23 protein-coding genes and 1 tRNA gene are annotated in these 23,569 nt (G+C 64.5%); 11 read left to right on the forward strand and 13 right to left on the reverse strand.

The window, feature by feature from the left end; genetic code table 11:
- Positions 1-81 precede the first annotated feature (81 nt).
- Together ACDK93_RS06480 and ACDK93_RS06485 are read left to right on the forward strand one after the other, a co-directional pair.
- Positions 82-981, forward strand: coding sequence for an AEC family transporter (locus tag ACDK93_RS06480; RefSeq protein WP_458071787.1), 900 nt, complete (start codon positions 82-84; stop codon positions 979-981).
- A 67-nt stretch (positions 982-1,048) separates the two neighbouring features.
- Positions 1,049-1,609 carry a response regulator gene (locus ACDK93_RS06485; RefSeq protein ID WP_458071788.1) on the forward strand — a complete coding sequence of 187 codons (561 nt, stop codon included), beginning with the start codon at positions 1,049-1,051 and terminating at the stop codon, positions 1,607-1,609.
- Positions 1,610-1,658: 49 nt separating this feature from the next.
- On the opposite strand, the gene ACDK93_RS06490 is transcribed toward ACDK93_RS06485, so the two are convergent.
- Complete coding sequence (locus tag ACDK93_RS06490) at positions 1,659-1,922, reverse strand: hypothetical protein (protein WP_458071789.1); 264 nt, start codon at positions 1,920-1,922, stop codon at positions 1,659-1,661.
- Between the two features lie 56 nt (positions 1,923-1,978).
- Between ACDK93_RS06490 and ACDK93_RS06495 the strand changes: the two genes are divergently transcribed.
- Positions 1,979-2,383 (forward strand): RNA-binding S4 domain-containing protein, encoded by a 405-nt coding sequence (locus ACDK93_RS06495; RefSeq protein ID WP_458071790.1) that lies wholly within the window; start codon positions 1,979-1,981, stop codon positions 2,381-2,383.
- A 108-nt stretch (positions 2,384-2,491) separates the two neighbouring features.
- Positions 2,492-3,082, forward strand: coding sequence for a response regulator (locus tag ACDK93_RS06500; protein WP_458071791.1), 591 nt, complete (start codon positions 2,492-2,494; stop codon positions 3,080-3,082).
- Positions 3,083-3,294: 212 nt separating this feature from the next.
- On the opposite strand, the gene katG is transcribed toward ACDK93_RS06500, so the two are convergent.
- The 11 genes from katG to ACDK93_RS06555 form a co-directional block, all read right to left on the reverse strand.
- Positions 3,295-5,565, reverse strand: a complete 2,271-nt coding sequence (gene katG / locus ACDK93_RS06505; RefSeq protein ID WP_458071792.1) for a catalase/peroxidase HPI — start codon at positions 5,563-5,565, stop codon at positions 3,295-3,297.
- A gap of 536 nt (positions 5,566-6,101) precedes the next feature.
- Entirely contained in the window at positions 6,102-6,764 is a 663-nt protein-coding gene (gene ureG / locus ACDK93_RS06510; RefSeq protein WP_458071793.1) for an urease accessory protein UreG, read from the reverse strand.
- On the reverse strand, positions 6,761-7,456 hold the full coding sequence (locus ACDK93_RS06515) for an urease accessory protein UreF (protein WP_458071794.1): 696 nt from the start codon (positions 7,454-7,456) through the stop codon (positions 6,761-6,763). Before ACDK93_RS06515 ends, ureG begins: the two co-directional genes overlap by 4 nt.
- Complete coding sequence (gene ureE, locus ACDK93_RS06520; RefSeq protein ID WP_458071795.1) at positions 7,446-7,988, reverse strand: urease accessory protein UreE; 543 nt, start codon at positions 7,986-7,988, stop codon at positions 7,446-7,448. Before ureE ends, ACDK93_RS06515 begins: the two co-directional genes overlap by 11 nt.
- A 38-nt stretch (positions 7,989-8,026) precedes the next feature.
- Positions 8,027-9,730: an urease subunit alpha gene (gene ureC / locus ACDK93_RS06525; protein ID WP_458071796.1), complete on the reverse strand. Its 1,704-nt coding sequence runs from the start codon at positions 9,728-9,730 to the stop codon at positions 8,027-8,029.
- Positions 9,731-9,772: 42 nt separating this feature from the next.
- Complete coding sequence (locus ACDK93_RS06530) at positions 9,773-10,108, reverse strand: urease subunit beta (protein ID WP_458071797.1); 336 nt, start codon at positions 10,106-10,108, stop codon at positions 9,773-9,775.
- Positions 10,105-10,698 carry a HupE/UreJ family protein gene (locus ACDK93_RS06535; protein WP_458071798.1) on the reverse strand — a complete coding sequence of 198 codons (594 nt, stop codon included), beginning with the start codon at positions 10,696-10,698 and terminating at the stop codon, positions 10,105-10,107. Before ACDK93_RS06535 ends, ACDK93_RS06530 begins: the two co-directional genes overlap by 4 nt.
- A 40-nt stretch (positions 10,699-10,738) precedes the next feature.
- Entirely contained in the window at positions 10,739-11,041 is a 303-nt protein-coding gene (ureA, locus tag ACDK93_RS06540; RefSeq protein ID WP_458071799.1) for an urease subunit gamma, read from the reverse strand.
- A gap of 32 nt (positions 11,042-11,073) precedes the next feature.
- The gene (locus ACDK93_RS06545; RefSeq protein ID WP_458071800.1) at positions 11,074-11,979 is read right to left on the reverse strand and encodes an urease accessory protein UreD; all 906 of its coding nucleotides are present in this window, start codon (positions 11,977-11,979) and stop codon (positions 11,074-11,076) included.
- 33 nt (positions 11,980-12,012) lie between these two features.
- Positions 12,013-14,685, reverse strand: a complete 2,673-nt coding sequence (gene mutS, locus ACDK93_RS06550; RefSeq protein WP_458071801.1) for a DNA mismatch repair protein MutS — start codon at positions 14,683-14,685, stop codon at positions 12,013-12,015.
- 160 nt (positions 14,686-14,845) lie between these two features.
- Entirely contained in the window at positions 14,846-15,952 is a 1,107-nt protein-coding gene (locus ACDK93_RS06555) for a calcium:proton antiporter (RefSeq protein ID WP_458071802.1), read from the reverse strand.
- A gap of 167 nt (positions 15,953-16,119) precedes the next feature.
- Between ACDK93_RS06555 and ACDK93_RS06560 the strand changes: the two genes are divergently transcribed.
- The 7 genes from ACDK93_RS06560 to ACDK93_RS06590 all read left to right on the forward strand — a co-directional run bounded on the left by ACDK93_RS06560 (position 16,120) and on the right by ACDK93_RS06590 (position 23,257).
- A complete protein-coding gene (locus tag ACDK93_RS06560) occupies positions 16,120-16,617 on the forward strand; it encodes a CinA family protein (RefSeq protein WP_458071803.1) in 498 nt (165 codons plus the stop codon).
- A gap of 173 nt (positions 16,618-16,790) precedes the next feature.
- Positions 16,791-17,828, forward strand: coding sequence for a recombinase RecA (recA, locus tag ACDK93_RS06565; RefSeq protein WP_458072365.1), 1,038 nt, complete (start codon positions 16,791-16,793; stop codon positions 17,826-17,828).
- Between the two features lie 77 nt (positions 17,829-17,905).
- On the forward strand, positions 17,906-18,406 hold the full coding sequence (locus ACDK93_RS06570; protein WP_458071804.1) for a regulatory protein RecX: 501 nt from the start codon (positions 17,906-17,908) through the stop codon (positions 18,404-18,406).
- A gap of 86 nt (positions 18,407-18,492) precedes the next feature.
- Positions 18,493-21,120, forward strand: a complete 2,628-nt coding sequence (gene alaS, locus ACDK93_RS06575; protein WP_458071805.1) for an alanine--tRNA ligase — start codon at positions 18,493-18,495, stop codon at positions 21,118-21,120.
- Between the two features lie 274 nt (positions 21,121-21,394).
- Positions 21,395-21,601 carry a carbon storage regulator CsrA gene (gene csrA / locus ACDK93_RS06580; protein WP_458071806.1) on the forward strand — a complete coding sequence of 69 codons (207 nt, stop codon included), beginning with the start codon at positions 21,395-21,397 and terminating at the stop codon, positions 21,599-21,601.
- 73 nt (positions 21,602-21,674) lie between these two features.
- A tRNA-Ser gene (locus ACDK93_RS06585) sits at positions 21,675-21,767 on the forward strand.
- An 812-nt stretch (positions 21,768-22,579) separates the two neighbouring features.
- The gene (locus tag ACDK93_RS06590) at positions 22,580-23,257 is read left to right on the forward strand and encodes a LuxR family transcriptional regulator (RefSeq protein ID WP_458071807.1); all 678 of its coding nucleotides are present in this window, start codon (positions 22,580-22,582) and stop codon (positions 23,255-23,257) included.
- A 32-nt stretch (positions 23,258-23,289) separates the two neighbouring features.
- Here the strand turns inward: ACDK93_RS06590 and ACDK93_RS06595 are convergent, their stop codons facing one another.
- Entirely contained in the window at positions 23,290-23,547 is a 258-nt protein-coding gene (locus ACDK93_RS06595; RefSeq protein WP_458071808.1) for a hypothetical protein, read from the reverse strand.
- Between the last annotated feature and the right edge of the window lie 22 nt (positions 23,548-23,569).

Here is a 23,569-nt window from a genome sequence, read left to right on the forward strand (position 1 = left end):
GCCCAACGCCGCCACTGCCGCTTTCAGGCGGACGCCGCATCGCGTCTAATAGCTGTTGCTGTCGCCGCCACGCGAGATCCGATGAGTGCCTTGCTGCTGTTGTTTGCCTGTCTCGTGCTCGGCGTGCTGGTGGCGCGTTTCGCCAGCCCGCCAGCCGGCATCGTGCCAGGCATCAACTGGTGGGTGATCAATGCGGCGCTGCCTGCGCTGGTGCTGGAGCTGATCCCCAAAGTCGTCTTCGATCCGCAGCTGTGGTTTCCGGTGGCGACGATGTGGATCACCTTCTTCGGTGCCTGGCTGGTATTCGGCCTGCTCGGCCTGTGGCTGGGCTGGTCGCGCGGCCGCATCGGTGCGCTGATCCTGGTGTGCGGGCTGGGCAATACCTCGTTCATGGGCTATCCGCTGATCCAGGCGCTGCGTGGCAAGGACGGTTTGACCCTAGCCGTCGTGGCCGACCAGTTGGGCTGCTTTCCGCTGCTGGCCTCGGCCGGCGTAGTGGTGGCGTCGATCTACGCCGGGCGCACGCCGCGGCCGGCGATGATCGTGCGGCGCATTCTGACGTTTCCCGCCTTCGTGTCCCTGGTCATCGGCATCGTCGCCGGCCGCCTGGGCGGCTGGCCTTCCGCGATCGATGGCGTACTGGTGCCGCTGGGTGCCACGCTCACACCGCTGGCGCTGTTCTCGGTCGGCCTGCAGTTCACCTTTCGCCCCGGTGAACGCGAATGGGGCGCGGTAGGCGCCGGACTGGGCTGGAAGCTCCTGCTGGCGCCGCTGGTCTGCCTTGCCGTGGGCAAACTGGCCGGCGTGCAGGGACTGGTGCTGACGATAGGCGTGCTGCAGGCCGCGATGGCGCCGATGATTTCGGCGGCGATTCTCGCCGACGAATACGATCTCGACCCGGCGCTGGCCAATACGGTTCTCAGCACAGGCATCGTTCTTTCGCTGGCCACCATACCGCTGGGCAACTGGCTGCTGGGCTAGCCGGCGGCGCTTGCGTGCGGAGGCGGCTGCACCGAGACTGAGGCCATACTCAGGGGAGTGTCGTCGCATGGCCACGTTCGAACGGATCAAGCGGATCTTTGGCAGCGGCCAGCCGGAGCGTCGCGCTGCGCCGCGCAGCGGCGTGCCCAAGGGCCTGCACGTGCTGGTCGTCGATGACTCGCCCACGATCTGCGCCGTGCTCGGCAAGATGCTGAGCCAGGACGGGCACGTGGTGATCAAGGCGACGACTGGCGAAGAAGCGATCGCGCTGGCCGGTCGCGAACTGCCGGATCTGATTTTTCTCGATATCGTGATGCCGGGCATGAACGGCTTCGCCGTGCTGCGCGCGCTGCGCCGCGAGACGCTGACGCACGACATTCCGATCGTGATGATCAGTGGCAACCTGCAGGCGACCGAGCAATTTTACGTGCAGCGCTTTGGCGCCGACGATTTCATGAAAAAGCCGTTCGGCCGCGGCGAAGTCTTTGCGCGTATCCAGGCGCTGACCGGGAGCGGACGACTGACAGTGCGCGAACGTGACCCGGCGGAGCTGGCAGAGGAACCGATCGATCAAACGGTGCACGACGCGATCCCGGATATCGCCATGCCCGATCCGCACGATCGCTGATGCGCCGTGCGCTTTATCGTTGCCAGGGTCGTCACTGACGGGCGATGGTTCAGAAGCGCACGTTGCTGCGGTGGGCGATCGCCTCGACCGCCTGCATGGCTTCCTTCAGGCCGGCGCCGTTGCGCTGGCGGTAAAGCCTGATGGCTTCGATCTTGTTTCCGCTGCGAACCGCCGTCTCGATATGAACGTCCTCGATGTTGAGGTTCGGCGTCCATCGGGCGCGCGAGTCGCGCGCGATGGCGAGCGCCTTGCTGATGCGACCGAACGCATAGCCGGCGACAAATAGCAGCGCACCGGTGATGATATGGGACATATGCCAGTCCATGGTTTTCTCCCTGCTGTGACGTCGATCAGGCGAGACTATCGCGCATGAGCGAACGAGAGAGTGAATCCGTGGATGAAGTGCGTGTCGACATCTGGCTGTGGGCCGCACGCTTCTTCAAGACGCGCAGCCTGGCCAAGCAGGCGATCGAGGGTGGCAAGATCGACGTCAACGACCTCGGCTGCAAGCCGGCCAAGGCGCTGCACGTGGGCGACCGGCTGAAAGTAGTGCGTGGCGACGAGCGGATGGAGGTCGAGGTGCTGGCCCTGTCCGACAAGCGTGGCCCGGCCAGCGTGGCGCAGGCGCTGTACCGCGAAACCGACGCCAGCCGCCTCGCGCGCGAGACGTTGAAGGAGCAGCGGCGGCTCAGCGGCGCGGCCTTCGATCACCCGCCGTCGCGTCCGGACAAGCACGCGCGCCGCGATTTGCGCCGGATGAAGGACGCGCGCTGAGCAGTACATCGCATTCTACCGGCGCAATTTGCGGAACTATCCTCCAACAGTCCCATCGGCACGGCGCGGCGCCGTTTTGACCATGGGTCTACCGAAGGGGATTGCACCATGAGTACCGTCAGTTTCGCCAAGCCCAGTTTTGTCCAGCGTCTGCTCAACAGCATCGGTTCCGGCGCGCGCCCGCAGGCCGCCGCGGGTGCGCGGGTGCTGGTAGTCGACGATTCGCCGACCATCTGCGCGGTGCTTGGCAAGATGCTGGTACAGGACCAATACGCGGTGTTGAAGGCGAACGACGGTCATAGCGCCATCATCATGGCGATTCGCGAGCAGCCGGCGCTGATCTTTCTCGACGTGGTGATGCCCGGGCTCAACGGCTTCGACGTGCTGCGCGCCCTGCGCCACGATCCGCGCACCCAGCACATCCCCATCGTGATGATCAGCGGCAACGCGCAGGCGACCGAGCAGTTCTACCTGCAGCGTTTTGGCGCCGACGATTTCATGAAGAAGCCCTTCGGTCGCGACGAGGTATATCACCGTATCGGTCAGTTGGTGCTGGCCGGGCGGCTGGCGCCTCGTTCCGCGGCGAGCGCCGTCAGCACACCAGCGATGGCGTCGGCCCCCATCGCACACGATTCCATTCCCGATATCGCCATGCCGGATGCAGAGACCGCGCACGGATTGAGCCACTGGCACACCTGAGCTGTTGTAGGTTGGGGTGAGCGCAGCGAACCCCAACACCGAGTGCACGCGTTCGTTGGGGTTCGCTGCGCTCACCCCAACCTACGTGGCTCTGTCGCAATCGTTGATAGGTCTTGTGACGTTCAAATAAAATAAAAACGGCGGCTATCGCGAGCCGCCGTTTTTATTTGGCCATCCAGATGTCTGGAAGGCTTTCTACGTTTTCATCTTGATTACGCCAGATCGAAACGATCCAGGTTCATCACCTTGGTCCACGCGGCGACGAAATCCTTGACGAACTTCTCCTTCGCGTCCGAGCTTGCATAGACCTCAGACAGCGCGCGCAGCTGTGCGTGCGAGCCGAAGACCAGATCCACGCGCGTGCCGGTCCATTTGACTTCGCCGGTCTTGCGATCGCGGCCTTCGAACTCGTCCGTGCCACCGCCGACGGCCTTCCATTCCGTGCCCATGTCGAGCAGGTTCACGAAGAAGTCGTTGGTCAGCGCTTCGGGCTGCTTGGTGAACACGCCATGCTTGCTCTTGCCATGGTTGATGTTCAGCACGCGCAGGCCGCCGAGCAACACGGTCATTTCGGGCGCAGTGAGTTCCAGCAGTTCGGACTTGTCGACCAGCAGCGCCTCGGCCGACACGCGGTACTTGCCCTTGGTGTAGTTGCGGAAGCCGTCGGCGATCGGCTCGAGATAACCGAACGACTCGACATCGGTCTGCTCCTGCGAGGCATCCGCGCGTCCCGCAGTGAAAGGAACGGAGATGGTGTGGCCGGCATTCTTGGCTGCTTTTTCCACGCCCACGCCGCCGGCCAGCACGACCAGGTCGGCCAGTGAGACTTTCTTGCCGCCGGACTGCGCCGCGTTGAACTCGCTCTGGATGCCCCCGAGCGCTTTGAGTACCTTGGCCAACTGCTCGGGCTCGTTGACCTTCCAGTCCTTCTGCGGGGCCAGACGAATACGTCCGCCGTTGGCGCCACCGCGCTTGTCCGAGCCGCGGAAGGTTGAGGCGGCTGCCCATGCGGTGGACACCAGTTCCGAGACCGACAGGCCCGAGGCCAGAATCTTCTCCTTCAGCGATGCGATGTCCTTGTCATCGACCAGGGCATGGTCGACGGCCGGAATCGGATCCTGCCAGAGCAGCTCTTCGGAGGGCACTTCCGGTCCGAGATAGCGCGCCAGTGGGCCCATGTCGCGATGGGTCAGTTTGAACCAGGCGCGAGCGAACGCGTCGGCGAGCTGGTCCGGATTCTCCAGAAAGCGGCGCGAGATTTTCTCGTAGGCCGGATCGAAGCGGAGCGCGAGATCCGAGGTCAGCATGGTCGGCGCGCGACGCTTGGAGGGATCGAATGGGTCCGGAATGGTGCCGGCGCCGCCGCCGTTCTTCGGCGTCCACTGATGCGCGCCGGCCGGGCTCTTGGTCAGCTCCCAGTCGTAGCGGAACATGTTCTCAAGATATTCGTTGCTCCATTTCGTCGGCGTGCTGGTCCAGATGACTTCGAGGCCGCTGGTGATCGCATCCTTGCCCACGCCGGTGCCGAAGCTGTTCTTCCAGCCGAAGCCTTGCTGCTCGAGCGGCGCGGCTTCGGGCTCAGGGCCGACGTTGTCGGCGGGACCGGCACCGTGGGTCTTGCCGAAGGCGTGGCCGCCAGCGATCAGCGCCACGGTCTCTTCGTCGTTCATGGCCATGCGGCCGAAGGTTTCGCGGATGTCGTGCGCCGACGCCAGCGGATCGGGATTGCCGTCCGGGCCTTCCGGGTTCACATAGATCAGGCCCATCTGCACCGCCGCCAGCGGGTTCTCGAGCTTGCGGTCGCCTTCGTTGCGACTCTTTTCGCTGCCATGCAGGTCTGCCTCGGCAACCAACGTGCCATCACCGGGCTTTTCCATGGCTTTCATGTCGTTGCCATAGCGCACGTCGCCGCCAAGCCATTTGGTTTCCGAACCCCAGTAGACGTCCTCTTCGGGCTCCCACACGTCGGCGCGGCCGCCGGCAAAGCCGAAGGTTTTGAAGCCCATCGATTCCAGCGCGACGTTGCCGGTGAGTACGATCAGGTCGGCCCAGGAGATCTTGCGGCCGTACTTCTGCTTGACCGGCCAGATCAGGCGGCGTGCCTTGTCCAGGCTCACGTTGTCCGGCCAGCTGTTCAGCGGGGCGAAACGCTGTTGACCGGCGCCTGCGCCTCCGCGGCCGTCACCGGTGCGGTAGGTGCCGGCACTGTGCCAGGCCATGCGGATGAAGAACGGGCCGTAGTGGCCATAGTCGGCCGGCCACCAGTCCTGCGAGTCGGTCATCACGGCCAGCAGATCCTTCTTCACCGCCGCCAGATCGAGGCTGCTGAACTCTTTGGCGTAGTCGAACTCCTCGCCCATCGGATCGGACAGCGAGGACTGCTGGTGCAGAATCTTCAGGTTGAGCTGGTTCGGCCACCAGTCGCGGTTGGTGGTGCCGCCGCCAGCGGCGTGATTGAACGGGCATTTGGCTTCGTTGGTCATGGGTTCTCCACCTTTAGTTCGTTGGAATCTGGCTACGTGTGTCGTCTCGGCGTACAGGTAGCGGCATCAGTGATTTCTGTTTTGCGGTTGCAGAGGGGGGTGATGCGCCAGCGCCTCGATCACAGTGGACTGCCCGAGGGCAAACATCCCTACGGAGCCGGCGTAGCGTTGGCGTCAGCGGTCGGGCTTGGCCGTACTGATGCCTGTCGGGGTGTCGCGATGGTCTCTCATGGTGCGGGCTCCTTGCTGGCGAGTGGCGGACAAGAGTGGCTGGCTGGTGCCGTGCTGCCCGTTCGAATCTACGCGCTCTGCATCATCAATAGAACTAGATTATTTTTATGTAAACGATAGTGCTGGCCTATGATCGTTTTGCTGCTCCGCATCATGGAGAGGTACAGAAGTACGTGAGTCTCGCGATGAGGTCGACCGCGTTTCGGGCGTCGTGATGCGCTCACTCGCTGCGTCGGCAAGCAACAGCGTTCGACAAGAGCGAGGCCTGCATGGTGGTCTCGGTGCGTCGGCGTGGATAGCGTCGATCAGGGCAGCAGCAGGCCCTGCGTTTCGATGAAGCGAATGATCTGATTGAGCCCGTCTTGCCTGCGCAGATCGGTCATCGCGAACGGCTTGTCGCCGCGCATGCGCAAGGTGTCCTCGCGCATCACCTCGAGCGAGGCGCCGACGTAAGGGGCCAGGTCGGTCTTGTTGATCACCAGCAGATCGGAGCGCGTGATGCCGGGGCCGCCCTTGCGCGGAATTTTTTCGCCGCCGGCCACGTCGATCACGTAGAGGGTAAGGTCGGACAGCTCGGGCGAGAACGTGGCGGCCAGGTTGTCGCCGCCCGATTCGATGAACACGATGTCGGCATCGGGGTAGACGTCGAGCATGCGCTCGATCGCTTCGAGGTTGATCGAGGCGTCCTCGCGGATCGCGGTATGCGGGCAGCCGCCGGTTTCCACGCCCATGATGCGCTCGGGTTCCAGCGCACCGGCCACGGTAAGCAGGCGCTGGTCTTCCTTGGTGTAGATGTCGTTGGTGATCACCACGAGGTCGTAGCGGTCGCGCATGGCCTTGCACAGCATTTCCAGCAGGGTGGTCTTGCCCGAGCCGACCGGGCCGCCGATGCCCACGCGCAGCGGCGGCAGCGCGCGCGTGCGGGGCGGTCGGGTGACATGGCTGCGTGATGCGGTGGCGATGCTCATGAGCGAAACAGCCTCGTGTATTGGGTTTCGTGATGCGCGGACAGAATGCCCAGCATTGGCGTGAAATTGCAGGCCTGGCTTGGTTCACGGGTCATTGCTTGCTCGACCCAGCTCGGCAGGCGGCTGGCGAGGCGGCGCAGCATCGCCTGTCCGGCAATCTGGCCCAGTGGTACCAGCTTCACTGCTGCGGTGGTGAGGTTTTCCGCCAGGCTCCAGCCCATCGCCTGCAGCGCATCGCGCTCGCTCAGGCCGAGCACGGCGGACGCGCACGCGTGCACGCTGGCGTAGGCCGGCGGAAGCAGTCGGCCCAGCATCGCGCGATGGGCTTCGGTGAACGCGGGCAACTGCGGCAGCGCCTGCAGCCACAGCGCCAGCGAGCGGCCGGTCTGTTCGCTCTCCATGCGCAGCTCGGCGGTTTCGCGCATGGCGACCAGCCGTTCGTTGATCGCCAGCAGGGTGCTTTCATCCAGCGTCAGCCACGCGGCGTACTGCGCCCGCCACAGCGGCGCCTCGCCCTCGGCCCATGCCAGCGCGAGGTAATCGGCAATCCACTGCTCGGCGCTGGCGGCATCGCGCACCACGCCCGCTTCCAGCGCGGCCTCCAGCCCGAGCGAATGGCTGAAGGCGCCGATCGGCAGCGCCGCCGACGCCAGCTGCAGCAGCGCGGGCAGGCTCGAGCGATCAGCGCTCATGCGGGTCGTGCAGCGGCGAAAGCTTGGGCTCGTGCCGGCGAAATACGGCCTGCGCCAGCGCGTAATCCTCGGCAAACGTGGCGTCGTGGCCGTGCTTGTGGCCGCCGCCGTAGGCGCCGGTCTCCGGCTGGAACGGCGCTTCGGTCGCCTCGACCCTTACGCCGAGCTGATCCAGCATGTCGCGCAGCACGGGATCAGGAGTGATCGCCAGATAGCCGTCGCCGACCTCGACGGCGATATGCCGGTTGCCCAGGTGATAGGCCGCGCGCGTCAACGCGATCGCTGTGTCGGCGGTTACGCGCAGCACGGGCTCGGGCGCGGCCACCACCACAAACACCGACGCGTCGTCGGCCAGCAGCCGGTCGCCCGGGCGCAGCGTCAGGCCCGGCATCAGCGCCCACGCGAGTTCATGACCGTCGGGCAGCGTGAGCCGGTGCCGGCTGCGCTTGCGGGTGTCGAATGCGAGTTCGAGCGGCACATCGCCGGCCTGTCGCTTCGTCGATGCATCGAGGTGACGATGGATCATCAGCATGCGCTGACCTCACAGTAGGTTGCTTTCAAAACAGGTACTCAAAACAGGAAATAACGCTGCGCCATCGGCAGCACCTCGGCCGGCTCGCACCACAGCCGCTCGCCATCGGCGGTGACCACATAGGTTTGCGGATCGACCTGGATATCGGGCATCGCCGCGTTGTGGATCATGTCGGACTTGCCGATGTGTCGGCAGTTACGCACCGCGACCAGTTTTTTCTGCAGGCCGAGTCGTTCGCCCAGTCCCTCATCCAGCGCCGCTTGCGATACGAAGGTCAGCGAGCTCTGCGTCAGGCTGCGGCCGAAAGCGCCGAACATCGGCCGGTAATGCACCGGCTGCGGCGTGGGGATCGAGGCATTCGGGTCGCCCATCGGCGCCGCCGCAATGCTGCCGCCCTTGAGAATCAGCGCGGGCTTCACGCCGAAGAACGCTGGCTTCCACAGCACCAGGTCGGCCCACTTGCCGACTTCGATCGAACCCACCTCGTGGCTGATGCCGTGCGTGATCGCCGGGTTGATGGTGACCTTTGCCAGGTAGCGTTTGACCCTGCCGTTGTCGTGTCGCGCCGGGTCACCGGCGAGCGAACCGCGCTGCACCTTCATCTTGTGCGCGGTCTGGAAGGTGCGCAGGATCACCTCGCCGACGCGGCCCATCGCTTGCGAGTCAGAGCTGATCATCGAGAACGCGCCCAGGTCGTGCAGGATGTCCTCCGCGGCAATTGTCTCGCGGCGGATACGGCTTTCGGCGAACGCTACGTCCTCGGCGATGCCCGGGTCGAGGTGATGGCAGACCATCAGCATGTCCAGGTGTTCGTCCAGCGTGTTGACGGTGAACGGCCGGGTCGGATTGGTCGAGCTCGGCAGCACGTTCGGCAGTGAGGCCGCCTTGATAATGTCCGGCGCATGCCCTCCGCCGGCGCCCTCGGTGTGGTAAGTGTGGATGGTGCGACCCTTGAACGCGGCCAGCGTCACTTCGACAAAACCCGATTCATTGAGCGTGTCGGTATGGATGGCTATTTGCGTATCCGTCTCGTCGGCCACGCGCAGCGCGCAGTCGATTGCCGCGGGTGTGGTGCCCCAGTCCTCGTGCAGCTTCAGGCCGATGGCGCCGGCGAGGATCTGCTCATGCAGAGCTTCGGGCAGGCTGGCGTTGCCCTTGCCGAGAAAGCCCAAATTCATCGGAAACGCTTCGGCCGCCTCCAGCATGCGCTGCAGATGCCAGGGCCCGGGCGTGCAGGTGGTGGCATTGGTACCAGTAGCCGGTCCGGTGCCGCCGCCGAGCATGGTGGTGACGCCGGACATCAGCGCTTCCTCGATCTGCTGCGGCGCGATGAAATGGATATGGCTGTCGATGGCGCCGGCGGTAAGAATCAATCCTTCGCCAGCGATGATCTCGGTGCCGGGGCCGATGACGATGGTCACACTTGGCTGAATGTCCGGGTTGCCGGCCTTGCCGATGCCGCTGATGCGCCCGTGCTTGAGGCCGACGTCGGCCTTGACGATGCCCCAGTGGTCGACGATCAGCGCATTGGTGATCACCGTGTCGGCGCAGTCGGCGGTCTGCCGCTGGCTCTGGCCCATGCCGTCGCGGATCACCTTGCCGCCGCCGAACTTCACCTCCTCGCCGTAGGTGGTGAAATCCTTTTCCACTTCAATGATCAGATCGGTGTCGGCCAGCCGCACGCGGTCGCCCACAGTGGGGCCGAACATTTCGGCGTAGGCGCGGCGGCTGAGTGTGGTCATGCGTGCCTGTCCATTCGAAACATGTTCATCAGAGCCGCCCCATCACAAGGCGCCCATCACGTCTGCGTTGAAACCGTAGACGATCCGATCGCCGTCTAACGCCACCAGGCTGACTTCGCGTGACTGCCCGGGTTCGAAGCGCACCGCGGTGCCGGCGGCGATGTCCAGCCGAAAGCCGCGCGCGGCAGCGCGATCAAAATGCAGCGCGGTATTGGTTTCGGCGAAGTGATAATGCGAGCCGATCTGGATCGGTCGGTCGCCCGTGTTGGCGACGGTGAGCGTGCGCTTGTCGCGACCCACGTTGAGCGCGATGTCGCCATGGTCGATCAGGTATTCGCCGGGTATGCAGCCACCGCCGTTCATCGGGCTGGGCCTCATGCGCTGATCACTCCCGTCAACAGGGCGACGCCGCTCAGCGCGGTGATGCCGCCGGCCAGTCGCGTGGCCCAATCGGCATGCCGTGATGCCAGCCGGCCGGCCAGCGCGCCGCCCAGGTGCAGCAGCGCCGTGGCGGTCACCATGCCGGCCAGCCACGGCTCGCCCATGACGCAGGTGGGCATCTCCACGCCGTGCGCATAACCGTGAAACAGTGCGAAAGCCCCCGCGATGCCGCAGGCCGCCGGCGTCGGCAGGCGCAGTTTGCCCATCAGCAGTGCGCCCAAGACCATCAGCGAGAGCGCGATCATGGTTTCGCTGGCGGGCGGCCGCAGTACACCGTTCAAGCCGATCAATGCACCCAGCAGCGTGCAGCTGGCAAAGGCCAGCGGCACCATCCACCAGCGTCGCTGCTGCGTGGTGGCACTCCACCAGCCGACCGCGGCCATGGCCAGCAGATGGTCGATGCCGGTGAAGGGGTGGGCGATGCCGGAGACAAAGCCGTGGCCGCATTGGCCCGGATGCGCCATCGCGATGGTGGGCAGCAGGGCGGCGCTGGCGACGATGAGGCGGCGTGGCAGGGTGCGGTGCATGGCAATCCTCAAAGGTTTTCAGGGCTTCAGCGGTGCGGGTTCAACCGATCGGATCGTGCACGGTGACCAGCTTGGTGCCGTCGGGGAAGGTGGCTTCGACCTGGATGTCGGGGATCAGCTCGGCGATGCCGTCCATCACGTCGTCGCGGCCGAGCAGGGTGGTGCCGTAGTGCATCAGCTCGGCGACGCTGCGGCCGTCGCGTGCGCCTTCCATGATCGCCGCGCTGATAAACGCGATCGCTTCTGGGTAGTTGAGCTTGAGCCCGCGCGCCTTGCGCCGCTCGGCCAGCAGGCCCGCGGTGAAGATCAGCAGCTTGTCCTTTTCGCGGGGCGTCAGTTCCATGGTTCATCTCGACGAGTTTGGTTTGTTGCGGCTCAGGTAGACCAGATGCGCGGCCGCTGCGGCGGCATGGCCGAGCTCCATGGCCTCAAGGTATGCCACAACGCTTCGCACAATTCACGCACCGTGTGACCGCTGGCGCCGAGTGCGCGTATCACCAGCAGCTCGGCAGGTGCCCCCAGCCAGCTGATGCCGCAGGGCAGATTGAAGCGTGATGCCGTGGCGCGTGCCGCGGCCAGCGCGTCGGCATGCTGGGCCGAGAGTCGCGGTGAACACGCCCACGCCGCGGCGAATACCGGGTGGCCGGCCAACCGCAGCGGCGAATCGCGCAGCGGGTCGTCGGCATCCAGATACGCCTGTTCCAGCCACACCGGCCGATCGCCGCGGGATAGCGCCAGCCGCTGCTGCCAGAAGCCCTGGTTCCATCGTTCGCCCGCCGCCAGCCGGCCCAGCTGCACGATGTCCCAGCCGAACATCGCCGCGTGCTGCGCCAGGGTGATCTGGCACGACTGGTTCACCTTTGCACCGTCGAAAAGTATGGATTCCTGCGGCAGCCATTCCAGGCAGGCGTCGTCATCCACAGTGAGATGCAGCGACTGCTGCGCCGCTGCGGCATAGCCGGCACGGTACCACTTGGCCGCACCCGGCGTGGTGAGCAGGGCGTGCGCGCCGGTTTCCATATGGACGTCTATTTCAAGCCGGTCGCCGCCAGCGATGCCGCCGGGCGGATGCAGCAGCAGGGCATGGCAGCAGAGCGCACCTTCCGGATACAGCATGCGCTGCACGCGCAGCGGGCCGCGATGGTTTCGATGCACAGCTTCGGTGGTGTCGCCGCGGCGGCCAAAGCGCAGTTCGAGCCGCGCCGACCATGCGTCGAGCTGCGATACCCGGGGAGGGGCGTCGACAGCGGGGGCAGCATCTGGCATCGAGCGATAGGACAACGACGAAATCCCTGCGCGAAATTTGTGGGCGGCTCAACCCGACGTTAGCAGACCTTTAAGCCGGTACAGCGCATCGAGCGCTTCGCGTGGGGTCAGTGCATCCGGATCGATCTCGGCGACGGCACGGTCGAGCGCCGACGGTTCGGGCGCCGCTGGCGCCGGTGTGCCGAAGAGGCCGAGCTGCGGCGACTGCGCGGAACCCCGTTTACGCGACGCATGATGCTCGGCGCCGCCGCGCTCCAGCTCGGCCAGCGTGCGCCGCGCGTCGGCGATTACCGATTTCGGCAGGCCGGCCAGCGCCGCCACCTGCAGGCCGAAGCTGCGGTTGGCCGGGCCGTCCTTCACCGCGTGCATGAAGACCAGCTGCTCGCCCAGCTTTTTGTCGTGAAACTCGACCGCGTCCAGATGCACGTTGGCGATCGACGGATATTCGCCGGCCAGCTCGGTCAGCTCGAAATAATGCGTGGCGAACAAGGTGTAAGAGCGGCTGCTCGCCGCCAGATGCACGGCCGCCGCGCGCGCCAGCGACAGGCCGTCGTAGGTGCTGGTGCCGCGGCCGACTTCGTCCATCAGTACCAGACTATGCTCGGTCGCGTTGTGCAGGATGTTGGCCGTCTCGCTCATCTCCACCATGAAGGTGGACTGGCCGCGCGACAGGTCGTCACCCGCGCCGATGCGGGTAAAGATGCGGTCGATCGGGCCGATCACCGCGCGCGTCGCCGGCACGTAGCTGCCGATATGGGCCAGCAGCACGATGAGCGCGTTCTGGCGCATATAGGTCGATTTACCGCCCATGTTCGGGCCGGTGATCACGAGCATGCGGCGACCCTGCTGACTCGCTGCGTCGTCAAGTATCAGATCGTTCGGCTCGAACGGCTCGTCGCGAACTTTCTCCACCACCGGATGACGCCCGCGCTCGATGGCGATGCCGGGCACGTCGGTGAGTTCGGGGGCGCTCCAGTCCAGTGCGTCGGCGCGTTCGGCCAGGGTGGCCAGCACGTCGAGTTCGGCCATTGCGATGGCGGCGGATTTCAGCGGCTCCAGCTGTTCGATCAGCGCGTCGAGCAGCGCCTCGTAAATCGCTCTTTCGCGCATCAGCGAGCGCTCTTTCGCGGAGAGCACTTTGTCCTCGAAGTTTTTCAGCTCTTCGGTGATGTAGCGCTCGGCGTTCTTGGTGGTCTGCCGGCGCGTGTAATGCGTCGGCGCCTTGTCCGCCTGCGCCTTGGTGATCTCGATGTAGTAGCCGTGCACGCGGTTGTAGCCGACCTTCAGCGTGGTGATGCCGCTGGCGGCTTTCTCGCGCTCCTCTAGTTCAACCAGGTACTGATCGGCGTGGGTGGACAGCCGGCGCAGTTCATCGAGCTCGTCGTCGTAGCCGTCAGCGATGACGCCGCCGTCGCGCTGCAGTACCGGCGGCTGCGCGACCACAGCGCGGCCCAGCATCGCGGCGATGCCGGCGTGGTCGCCGATGCGCTCGACGAGAGCAGCCAGCAAGGGCGACGCTTCTCGAGGAGTGCGGCCAGGGATGGCCGCTTCTTGATCTTCGCGCTCATGGATGAGCGCACTGATACCAGGCGCTGCGGCGAGCCCGTCGCGCAGCGTGGAAAGATCGCGCGGCCGCGCCGAGCGCAGCGCCACGCGGGCCAGGATGCGTTCCAGATCGCCGATGCCGCGCAGCGCTTCGCGCAGCGGTTCATGGCGGCGGGCGTCGATCAATATGCCGATCGCCTGATGCCGAAGACGCAGCACGACGCGCGAGCGCAGCGGCCGGTTGAGCCAGCGGCGCAGCAAGCGCGCGCCCATCGGCGTGACGGTCTCATCGAGCACGCCGAGCAGCGTGTGTTCGGTGCGGCCGCTGGGGTGGGTGTCGATTTCCAGATTGCGCCGCGTGGCGGCATCCAGCGCGATCGTCTCGCTGGCGCTTTCCACCGCCATGCCGGACAGATGCGGCAGCGCGCTTTTCTGCGTTTCCTCGACGTAGCCCAGCAGGCAGCCGGCAGCGGCGATGGCCAGCGGCAGATCGTGCGCGCCAAAGCCGCCGAGGTCGCGGGTGCCGAAGAACCGGTTGAGCTCGCGTTTGGCCGTGTCGATATCGAAATGCCACGGTGGCCGCTTGCGCAGGCCGGGCAGGTTGCCGACGAATTTCGGCCACGCGATGTTTTCGTCGATGAGCGTTTCGGCCGGCTGCAGCCGCGCCAGTTCCGCGGCCAGCGCTTCGGCATGGGGCACTTCGCTGAGCAGAAAGCGGCCGCTGCTCAGATCGACCCAGGCCAGTCCGTAACTGTCGCGCGGGCCGCCGGCGATCGCCAGCAGCAGGTTATCGCGGCGTTCCTCCAGCAGCGCGGCGTCGGTCACCGTGCCCGGCGTGACGATGCGCACCACCTTGCGCTCGACGATGCCCTTGGCCAGCGCCGGATCGCCGATCTGCTCGCAGATCGCCACCGACTCGCCCAGGCGCACCAGCCGCGCCAGATAATTTTCCGCCGCGTGATACGGGACGCCCGCCATCGGAATCGGTGCGCCGCCCGACTGCCCGCGCTGGGTCAGCGTGATATCCAGTAGCCGCGCGGCCTTGCGCGCATCCTCGAAAAACAGCTCGTAAAAATCGCCCATCCGGAAAAACAGCAGCACATCCGGATGCGCCGCCTTGGCGCCAAGGTACTGGCGCATGAACGGGGTGTGCTGGCTAAGATCGTCTTGGGTCATGCGCTGCAGTTATTGGCGTGGTCGCTTGGAGCTGTGAATGGATCGAGTCAGGCGGTTTGCTCCGCGCGACAAATGAAAATTCGAGTTCGTCAGTCTCGCATGGCGGCGCGGTGTGTTCCTATCGATGCGAGCCTGGCACGTACCGCGAAGCCGTGGTCATTCAAGGGCTGAACACCAGCACCAGAAAAACCGCGAACAGCGAGAGGTGGACTGCGCCCTCGAGCATGGTGGTGCGCGAGCCGGAGAACGTCAGGCCACTGAGGATCAGCGTGGCCGCGAGCAGCACGATGCTGGCGGGCGGCAGGCCCAGCACGACTTTCTGACCGGTGATCAGTCCGATGATCAGCACGGCGGGAACGGTCAGCCCCACGGTGGAGGTGGCGCCGCCGAGACAGAGATTGATGGCGCGCGTGAGCTGGTTTCGGCGAATGGCGATCAGCGCGGAAATGCCCTCCGGCGTGAACACCAGCATCGCAATCACCACGCCACCCAGCGCCGGCGGCGCGCCCATGGCGGCGATGCCGTGATCCAGCACTTTGGCCAGGCTCTTGGAGAGAATGACGATCGGCAGAATGTGGACCAGCAGCATCGTCACGTGCCCGAACAGCTTCCGTTTGGAGTGGGCTGGCGTCGCGACGTCGGCGTCGACGACCGCCACCTGATCGCCATTGGCCGGCTCGACGAAAAAGCCCTTGTGCCGTCCCGTCTGCAACCAAAGAAAAATGCCGTACAAGGCGATGGTCAGGATGGAAAAACAGGCGGCCTGAAGCGAGGTCAGCGTGCTGTCCGAGGTGGATGCGGTGAATTTAGGCAGCACCAGCGCAATGGTCGACAGCGGAATGACCACCGCCAGATAAGCCGACGCCCCTTGCAGGTTGTAGGACTGCTCGTGATGACGCGCGCCGCCGATGAGCAGGCCCAGCCCGACCACGCCGTTGAGCACGATCATCAGCACCGCAAACATGGTGTCGCGCGCCAGCGTGGAGGCGTCCTGCGCACTGATCATCACGGCCGAAATCAGCGCTACCTCGATCAGCACGATCGACAAGGTAAGAATCAGGGTGCCGAACGGTTCGCCCAGCATGTGGGCGAGTTCCTCCGCTTCGTGCACGACGCCGAAGGCGACCCAGATGATCACCAAAAAGAGCCACGCGAACAGGCCGATACCCACGATCGGGCTGGCCAGTGCGCTCATCCATCCGGCGCCGAACACTAGAAACAGAGCGACCGAAAGCCATGCAAGGACGGGACGAACAAACGCTTTCATGACGCAGCTCCAATCGACGGCGGATTTCCATGCCCGAAGGGCAGCGGGAGGGTTGCAGCGAGTGTAATGCGGCGAGCCATGGCCAACGGCGTTGGATGGCCTGCGGCGACAGAGACCCAAAGCGGCCGTGACATAATCAAATAACTCCCTGTAATCGAGTGTCCGCGATGGATTTTTCCGATACGCATCTGCATGAGCTGGCCAAGGAAGTAGCCGCCATCGTGATCGCGCAAAAGCTGATGGTGGTGACCGCCGAGTCCTGCACCGGCGGCTGGATCGCCAAGACGCTGACCGATCTGCCCGGAAGTTCGGGCTGGTTCGACACCGGCGTGGTGACCTACAGCTACCAGGCAAAGGAGGCGCTGCTCGGGGTGAATCCGCGCACGCTGGAGCGCACCGGCGCGGTCAGTGAGGAAACCGCGCTGGAAATGGTCTCCGGCGCGCTGGCGCGCTTTGGTGCCGGGGTCGCGGTGGCGGTTACCGGCATCGCCGGGCCCTCGGGCGGGACGGTGGAAAAGCCGGTCGGCACGGTCTGGATCAGCTGGAAGCGGCGCGGCGGCTACGGCCGCGCGCAGTTGTTTCACTTTCCCGGCGACCGCGAGGCCGTGCGCCGACAGACCGTGGCCGCCGCGCTCACCGGCTTGCGCCAAACCCTGACGGAATGAAGCGCCGCACGCCGCCAGATCGGCTTGACGGGTGTGGGATACTTCAACGGTATCGAACCGATCCGCCGTGATCGCAGCCCGTGAGACCCGCGCCGGGCATGATCCTCTCCAGTGACTCACCCGTCTTTCAGCCACACATCATTTCAGACCAACCGGAATTCAAGACCATGACGATCGATGACAACAAGCGCAAGGCACTCACTTCCGCGCTCGGCCAGATCGAAAAGCAGTTCGGCAAGGGCGCGATCATGCGCATGGGCGACCGCGTCAACGAAGCCATCGAAACGGTGTCCACCGGCTCGCTCGGGCTGGATATCGCGCTCGGCGTCGGCGGCCTGCCGCGCGGCCGCGTTGTGGAAATCTACGGGCCGGAGTCGTCGGGTAAAACCACCATGACCCTGCAGGCCATCGCCAGCTGCCAGCGCGCCGGCGGCACCGCGGCCTTTATCGACGCCGAGCACGCGCTCGACCCCACCTACGCCGAAAAGTTGGGCGTGAAAGTGGACGACCTGCTGGTGTCGCAGCCCGATACCGGCGAGCAGGCGCTGGAAATCGCCGACATGCTCGTGCGTTCGGGCGCAGTCGACATGGTCGTGGTCGACTCGGTTGCCGCGCTGACGCCAAAGGCGGAAATCGAGGGTGAGATGGGTGACTCCCACGTCGGCCTGCACGCCCGCCTGATGAGTCAGGCGCTGCGCAAGCTCACCGCCAACATCAAGAAATCCGGCACGCTGGTGATTTTCATCAACCAGATCCGCATGAAGATCGGCGTGATGTTCGGCAGCCCGGAAACCACCACCGGCGGCAACGCGCTGAAGTTCTATGCCTCGGTGCGCCTGGATATCCGCCGCATCGGTGCGGTGAAACGCGGCGACGAGATCATCGGTTCGGAAACCCGCGTCAAGGTGGTCAAGAACAAGGTGGCGCCGCCGTTCCGCCAGTGCGAGTTCGAAATCCTCTACGGCGAAGGCACCTCGCGCGAAGGCGAGATCATCGAGCTGGGCGTGGCGCAGAACCTGATCGACAAGTCCGGCGCCTGGTACAGCTACAAGGGCGACCGCATCGGTCAGGGCAAGGAAAACGTCCGCCAGTTCCTGCGGGACAATCCGGCCATCGCCAACGAAGTCGACGCGCAGCTGCGCGAGCGCCTGCTGGTGCCGGTCGGCAAGCCGGCTGCTGCGTCGACCGAAGAGGCGCTCGAGGAAGCGTGAGTCTTGCATCCTGACGCTGCAAGGCAGGCAACATGGCCCGGCTCGTCCGGGCCATGTGCGTTTGTGGGGGCAACCCCATGAAACGCCGCCCGGGCGCCGATGACCCGGCCAAGCCCAGGCGCAGCGCCTACGACAAGGCGTTGGGCCTGCTGGCGCGGCGCGAGCATTCCAAGCGCGAGCTGAAAACCAAGCTGCGCCAGGGCGGCTACGAGGGCGAGGAAACCACCGAGGCGATCGATCGCCTCGGCGAGCAGCAGTATCAGGACGACGACCGCTTCGGCGAAGTGCTGCTGCGCAGCCGGATCGCGCAGGGCTACGGCCCGATGCGACTGCGGATGGAGCTGAAAACCCACGGGCTCAGCGATGCCCGTATCCGTGAATTGTTGAACGACGCGGAGGTCGACTGGGTCGCTTCGGCATCCTCCCAGCTGCGCCGCCGCTACGGCAGCGTGGGCGTCGCGGACCCCGCTGAAAGGGCGAAGCGGGCGCAGTTCCTCTTGCGCCGGGGCTTTGACGGCTCCACAGTACGGAGTGTTACCCACGCCGACGTGGACGAAGCCGCCGACGACAGCCCCTGAGATCCATCATCCAGCGATGATGCCCGGGCGCCTCGCTTGGGTTCGAGCGCGGCGTGGCCTTCTGACTGATGGCCATGACGATCCGCATGAAAACCTCTGAAATCCGCTCCACTTTTCTCGACTACTTCCGCTCCAAGGGTCACACCATCGTGCCGTCCAGCTCGCTGGTGCCGTCCAGCGATCCAACGCTGCTGTTCACCAACTCGGGCATGGTGCAGTTCAAGAACGTGTTTCTCGGCAGCGAGAAGCCGGGATACGTGCGGGCGGCCGACGTGCAGCGCTGCCTGCGCGCAGGCGGCAAGCACAACGATCTGGACGCCGTGGGCTATACCGCGCGCCACCACACGTTTTTCGAGATGCTGGGCAACTGGTCGTTCGGCGACTATTTCAAGCGCGACGCGATCCATTTCGCCTGGGAGCTGCTGACCGGCGTGTTCAAGCTGCCGGCCGAGAAGCTCTGGGTCACCGTGTATCAGACCGACGACGAGGCCTTCGATATCTGGCACACCCAGATCGGCGTGCCGGCCGAGCGCATCGTGCGCATCGGCGATAACAAGGGCGCGCCGTTTGCCTCGGACAATTTCTGGCAGATGGCCGACACCGGCCCCTGCGGCCCGTGTACGGAAATCTTTTTCGATCACGGCGCGGACATTGCCGGTGGTCCGCCGGGTTCGCCCGATGAAGATGGCGATCGCTATATTGAAATCTGGAACCTTGTGTTCATGCAGTTCGATCGTGCGCCCGACGGCACGCTGAGCCCGCTGCCGGCACCTTGCGTCGATACCGGCATGGGCCTGGAGCGGCTGGCCGCGGTGCTGCAGCACGTGCATTCCAATTACGAAATCGATCTGTTCGCGCACCTGATTGCCGAGGCTGGCAAGTTCACCGGCACGGCGGATCTGGGCAACAAGTCGCTGCGCGTGATCGCCGATCACATCCGTGCCTGCGCGTTCCTGATCGTCGACGGCGTGCTGCCGTCCAACGAGGGCCGTGGCTATGTGCTGCGCCGTATCATCCGGCGCGCCTTGCGGCATGCCTGGATGCTTGGCGTGCGCGGCGACTTTTTCTGGAAGATGGTGCAGCCGCTGGTCGAGGAGATGGGCGAGGCTTACCCCGAGCTGGCCGCGAAGCAGTCGTTCGTCGAGGACGCGCTGCGCACCGAGGAGCAGCGCTTCGGCGAGACGCTGGAGCATGGCATGCGCGTATTCGACGACGTGGCCGGAAAATCCGGCACGACGATTCCCGGCGCCGATGCGTTCCGCCTTTACGACACCTACGGTTTTCCGGTCGACCTCACGGCCGATATCGCGCGCGAGCGCGGGCTTGAGGTGGATATGGACGGCTTCGACAAGGCCATGAACGAGCAGCGCGAGCGCGCCCGTGCGGCGGGCCGCTTCGAGGCGAAAGGATTGATGCCCGCCGACCTTGCCAGCCAGCTCAAGCCCACCGTGTTTCTCGGCTACGACGCCATGTACAGCGACGCCAGCAAGGTCGTCGGCATCGTGCGCGACGGCAAGCAGGTGAGCGAACTGGCCGATGGCGAAGAAGGTCTGCTGATTCTCGACCGCACGCCGTTCTATGCCGAGTCGGGCGGGCAGGTGGGTGATACCGGTGAGCTGATCGCTACCGCCGGCCGGCTCGAAGTGCGCGATACGCTGAAGATGGGCGGCGTGTTCTTCGGCCACGCAGGCCGCTGGCATGGTGCACAGCCGCTGCGCACGGGCGACGTAGTCGAGGCCAGCGTCAACGCGCTGCGTCGGCAGTCCATCGTGCTCAACCACTCGGCCACGCATCTGCTGCATGCGGCCCTGCGCAAGGTGCTGGGCGATCACGTCACCCAGAAAGGTTCGCTGGTAGCGGCTGAGCGGCTGCGTTTCGACTTCTCGCATTTCAAGCCGATGAGTCGCGAGGAGCTGGCCACCGTCGAAGCGATGGTGAATGCCGAAGTGCGCCGCAACGCCGAGGCTGAAATCCACAACATGGCGTATGACGAGGCGATCGAGTTCGGCGCCATGGCCTTGTTCGGCGAAAAATACGGCGCCGAAGTGCGGGTGCTGAAGATGGGCGATTTTTCCACCGAGCTGTGTGGCGGCACGCACGTCAGCCGCACCGGCGACATCGGCCTGTTCAAGATCGTCAGCGAGGCGGGCGTGGCCTCCGGCGTGCGCCGGATCGAGGCGGTCACCGGCGATGGCGCGCTGGCTTACGTGGCCGATGAGGAGCGTCGGTTGAGCGAGCTGTCGCACCTACTGTCCAGCAGCGGCGACGACGCCATCGAAAAGCTGCGGCAGATCTTCGATCGTCAGAAAAAGCTCGAGCGCGAGCTAGAGTCGCTGCGCAGCAAGTCGGCCGGTTCGGCCATCGCTGATCTTGCCGGGACGGCGACGGACGTCGACGGGATAAAAGTCGTCGCTGCGAGGCTTGAGGGGCTCGATGCCAAGTCGCTGCGCGACGGTGTCGATCAGCTCAAGCAGCAGCTTGGCGATTGCGTGGTGGTGCTGGCGGGCGCGGCGGATGGTCGCGTCTCGCTGATTGCCGGCGTGCATGGCAAGGCGCTGGGTCGCATCAAGGCGGGTCATGTAGTGGCCCACATCGCTGCACAGATTGACGGCAAGGGCGGCGGTCGACCCGACATGGCGCAGGGCGGCGGCGCGGATACGCCCCGGCTTCCCGCGCTGCTGGCCGACCTGCCTCAGTGGATTGCCAGCCAGTAATTGAAGCCGGATTTGGCGCCCGAACTGCAGCCTGTCACGGTTCGGACGCATTGCGCGTGGGGATGGCGCTCGGCTAGTATCAGCCTAATGTGCACTTGCCGAACAACGGTGGAGTCACCAGTCGCGACAGCTAATTCAGTGTTGTTGCTGTGAACCGGGAAGGCGGTAGGGCCTTCGATGGATCAATCGTCGAACTGCCATGAAGATGAAGGCTCAGGGGTGAGGCTGTTATCGGCTGGCAGGCCCAAGACCAAACAATTACGGAGTTATAACCATGTTGATTCTGACCCGCAGGGTCGGCGAAACCCTGATGATCGGCGACGAGGTGACCGTCACCGTTCTAGGCGTCAAGGGTAATCAGGTGCGCATCGGCATCAATGCTCCCAAGACCGTCGCAGTGCATCGTGAGGAAATTTACCAGCGCATCAAGGGCGAAGGTCCGTCGGACGACGGCGCCCCGGATGAGGCCGTCGAGCACTGATTGAGCATCAAGCCTTTACCTTGATGACGTCCATCGGTATCCTTGCCGGCTCCACAGCGATGTGGAGAATTATGGAGAGATGCCCGAGTGGCCGAAGGGGCTCCCCTGCTAAGGGAGTATAGGGTCAAAAGCCTTATCGAGGGTTCGAATCCCTCTCTCTCCGCCAAACAGACGACCCGCAGAGATTGTATCGCTGCGGGTTTTTTGTGCGCCAATTTTGACGCGCTTCGATAAAGACACGCAAAGAGATGGGTGGTTTTGAAGGACCACAGTCTGCCCGACTGTCGCGGCGTAACGTCCTTTGCGCCGCTCCCTGAGCATTCAGTCTGCATCCGCCAGGTAAAGATCTGCAAAGTTTCGCGCGCGGTTCGGCCTTCGATTTCGAACGCGGACGCAGTTGGTCTTCAAACTGATCGATCCGGTCATCGAAGCCATCGTGGCTCGTTTCCGCTGGAGCAACGGGGCGAATCGGCCGCGCGATGGTTCCCCCCATGTCGCTCAGCGATTGTCGCGCCTTTCTGGCGGCACCTGTCATTTCTTCCAGTGGCAGCGATCGGCTTTTTGACCTCTAATCGACGCACCGGCGGTCGTGGGGAAATGGCCAAGGATTTGATAGGACGTCACCGGTAACAATCGCTCAAACGTACCCGACCGATGGCACATCGGCCGGGTATTTTTTTATGGCATGCACGGACTGAAGCGCAGGTTTTGCCAGGATCGTCGCCCGGAGCCGGGTTCGTCGGTGCGTGACGCCATGCTAAGCCTGGCCCATGGCTCCCTGCCGGGCAATGGCGATGCTCGAATGGCATCTTGTTCCTATTCGCAGTAGCCTCAACCCAGCGTTTCGAATCCCGGGTGAGAAGGTGCTCTCGATACGCGTTGTAAATCTTAGTCTCGGCTGATTGGGCGGCAATCGAGAGATTGCACACGTGGGGATCAATGGCAAAGGCGTGGCGGGAAGATTGCCTGGATCGGCTGATGTCACAGTCGGCGTCTTCGGCGCGGCTATTGCGGGAGCTCGCATCGATCGCCGATCGACTGGGCTTTGAGTATTGCTCGTACGTACTGCGCATTCCTGCTCCCATCGCCAGCCCCTCGGTGACCTGGTCGAGCACCTATCCAAGCCAGTGGCTGGACCACTACTTCGCCCACAGCTATCTGGACAGCGATCCGGTGATCCAGCAGACGGCCCGTGAACTGGCCCCCGTTGTCTGGGCCAGCGCAGAGGCCAAAGGCCAGCCTGAATTCTGGGAGGAGGCCAGGGCGCATGGCATCCAGCATGGATGGGCGCTTGCGACCCATGGTAAACACATGACCACGGGCATGCTTTCGCTCGCGCGCAGCCACGATAAGGTCAGCGCGATGGAACTGTCCGAAAAAGAGCCTCAGCTGGTTTGGCTCTCGCACGTGACGCACGGGCTGCTCGGTGCGATCGAGACGAAAGAGGAGCGCGCCGATATTGACGATCGTCTTTCGCTTCGCGAACTCGAAGTCCTTCGGTGGAGTGCCGAAGGAAAAACCGCGGACGAGATCGGCAGGATTCTCGGCATCGCCACGCGCACGGTCACTTTTCATATCACCAGCACGCTGGCCAAGCTCAACGCAACGAACAAGACGCACGCCGTCACCAAGGCGTTTCTGTTTGGTCTTCTGTGATGGCGTGGGAGACTCGGCGGCATCCAACCTGCTCAAGCGCCGGCGTTCGCTCGGTCGACCTCGATTTGGATGAAGGCCTCATCGATCTGCTCGATGATGTCGGCCTGTTCGAACGGCGTTCGCACGAAACGATAGCGATCGATCAGGCCTTCCACCGCCGACCGCTGCCGGGGCGAGGTCATCACCACGGCGATATGCGGGTGGGTGACCACTGCAAGTGCAGCAATGTCGATGCCGGCCATTTTTCCGGGGAAATACACGTCGCAAAGAAGTAGATCGATTTTTTCCACGGTTTGATCCACACCGCGGCGG

The sequence above is a fragment of the Rhodanobacter sp. BL-MT-08 genome (assembly GCF_054161255.1).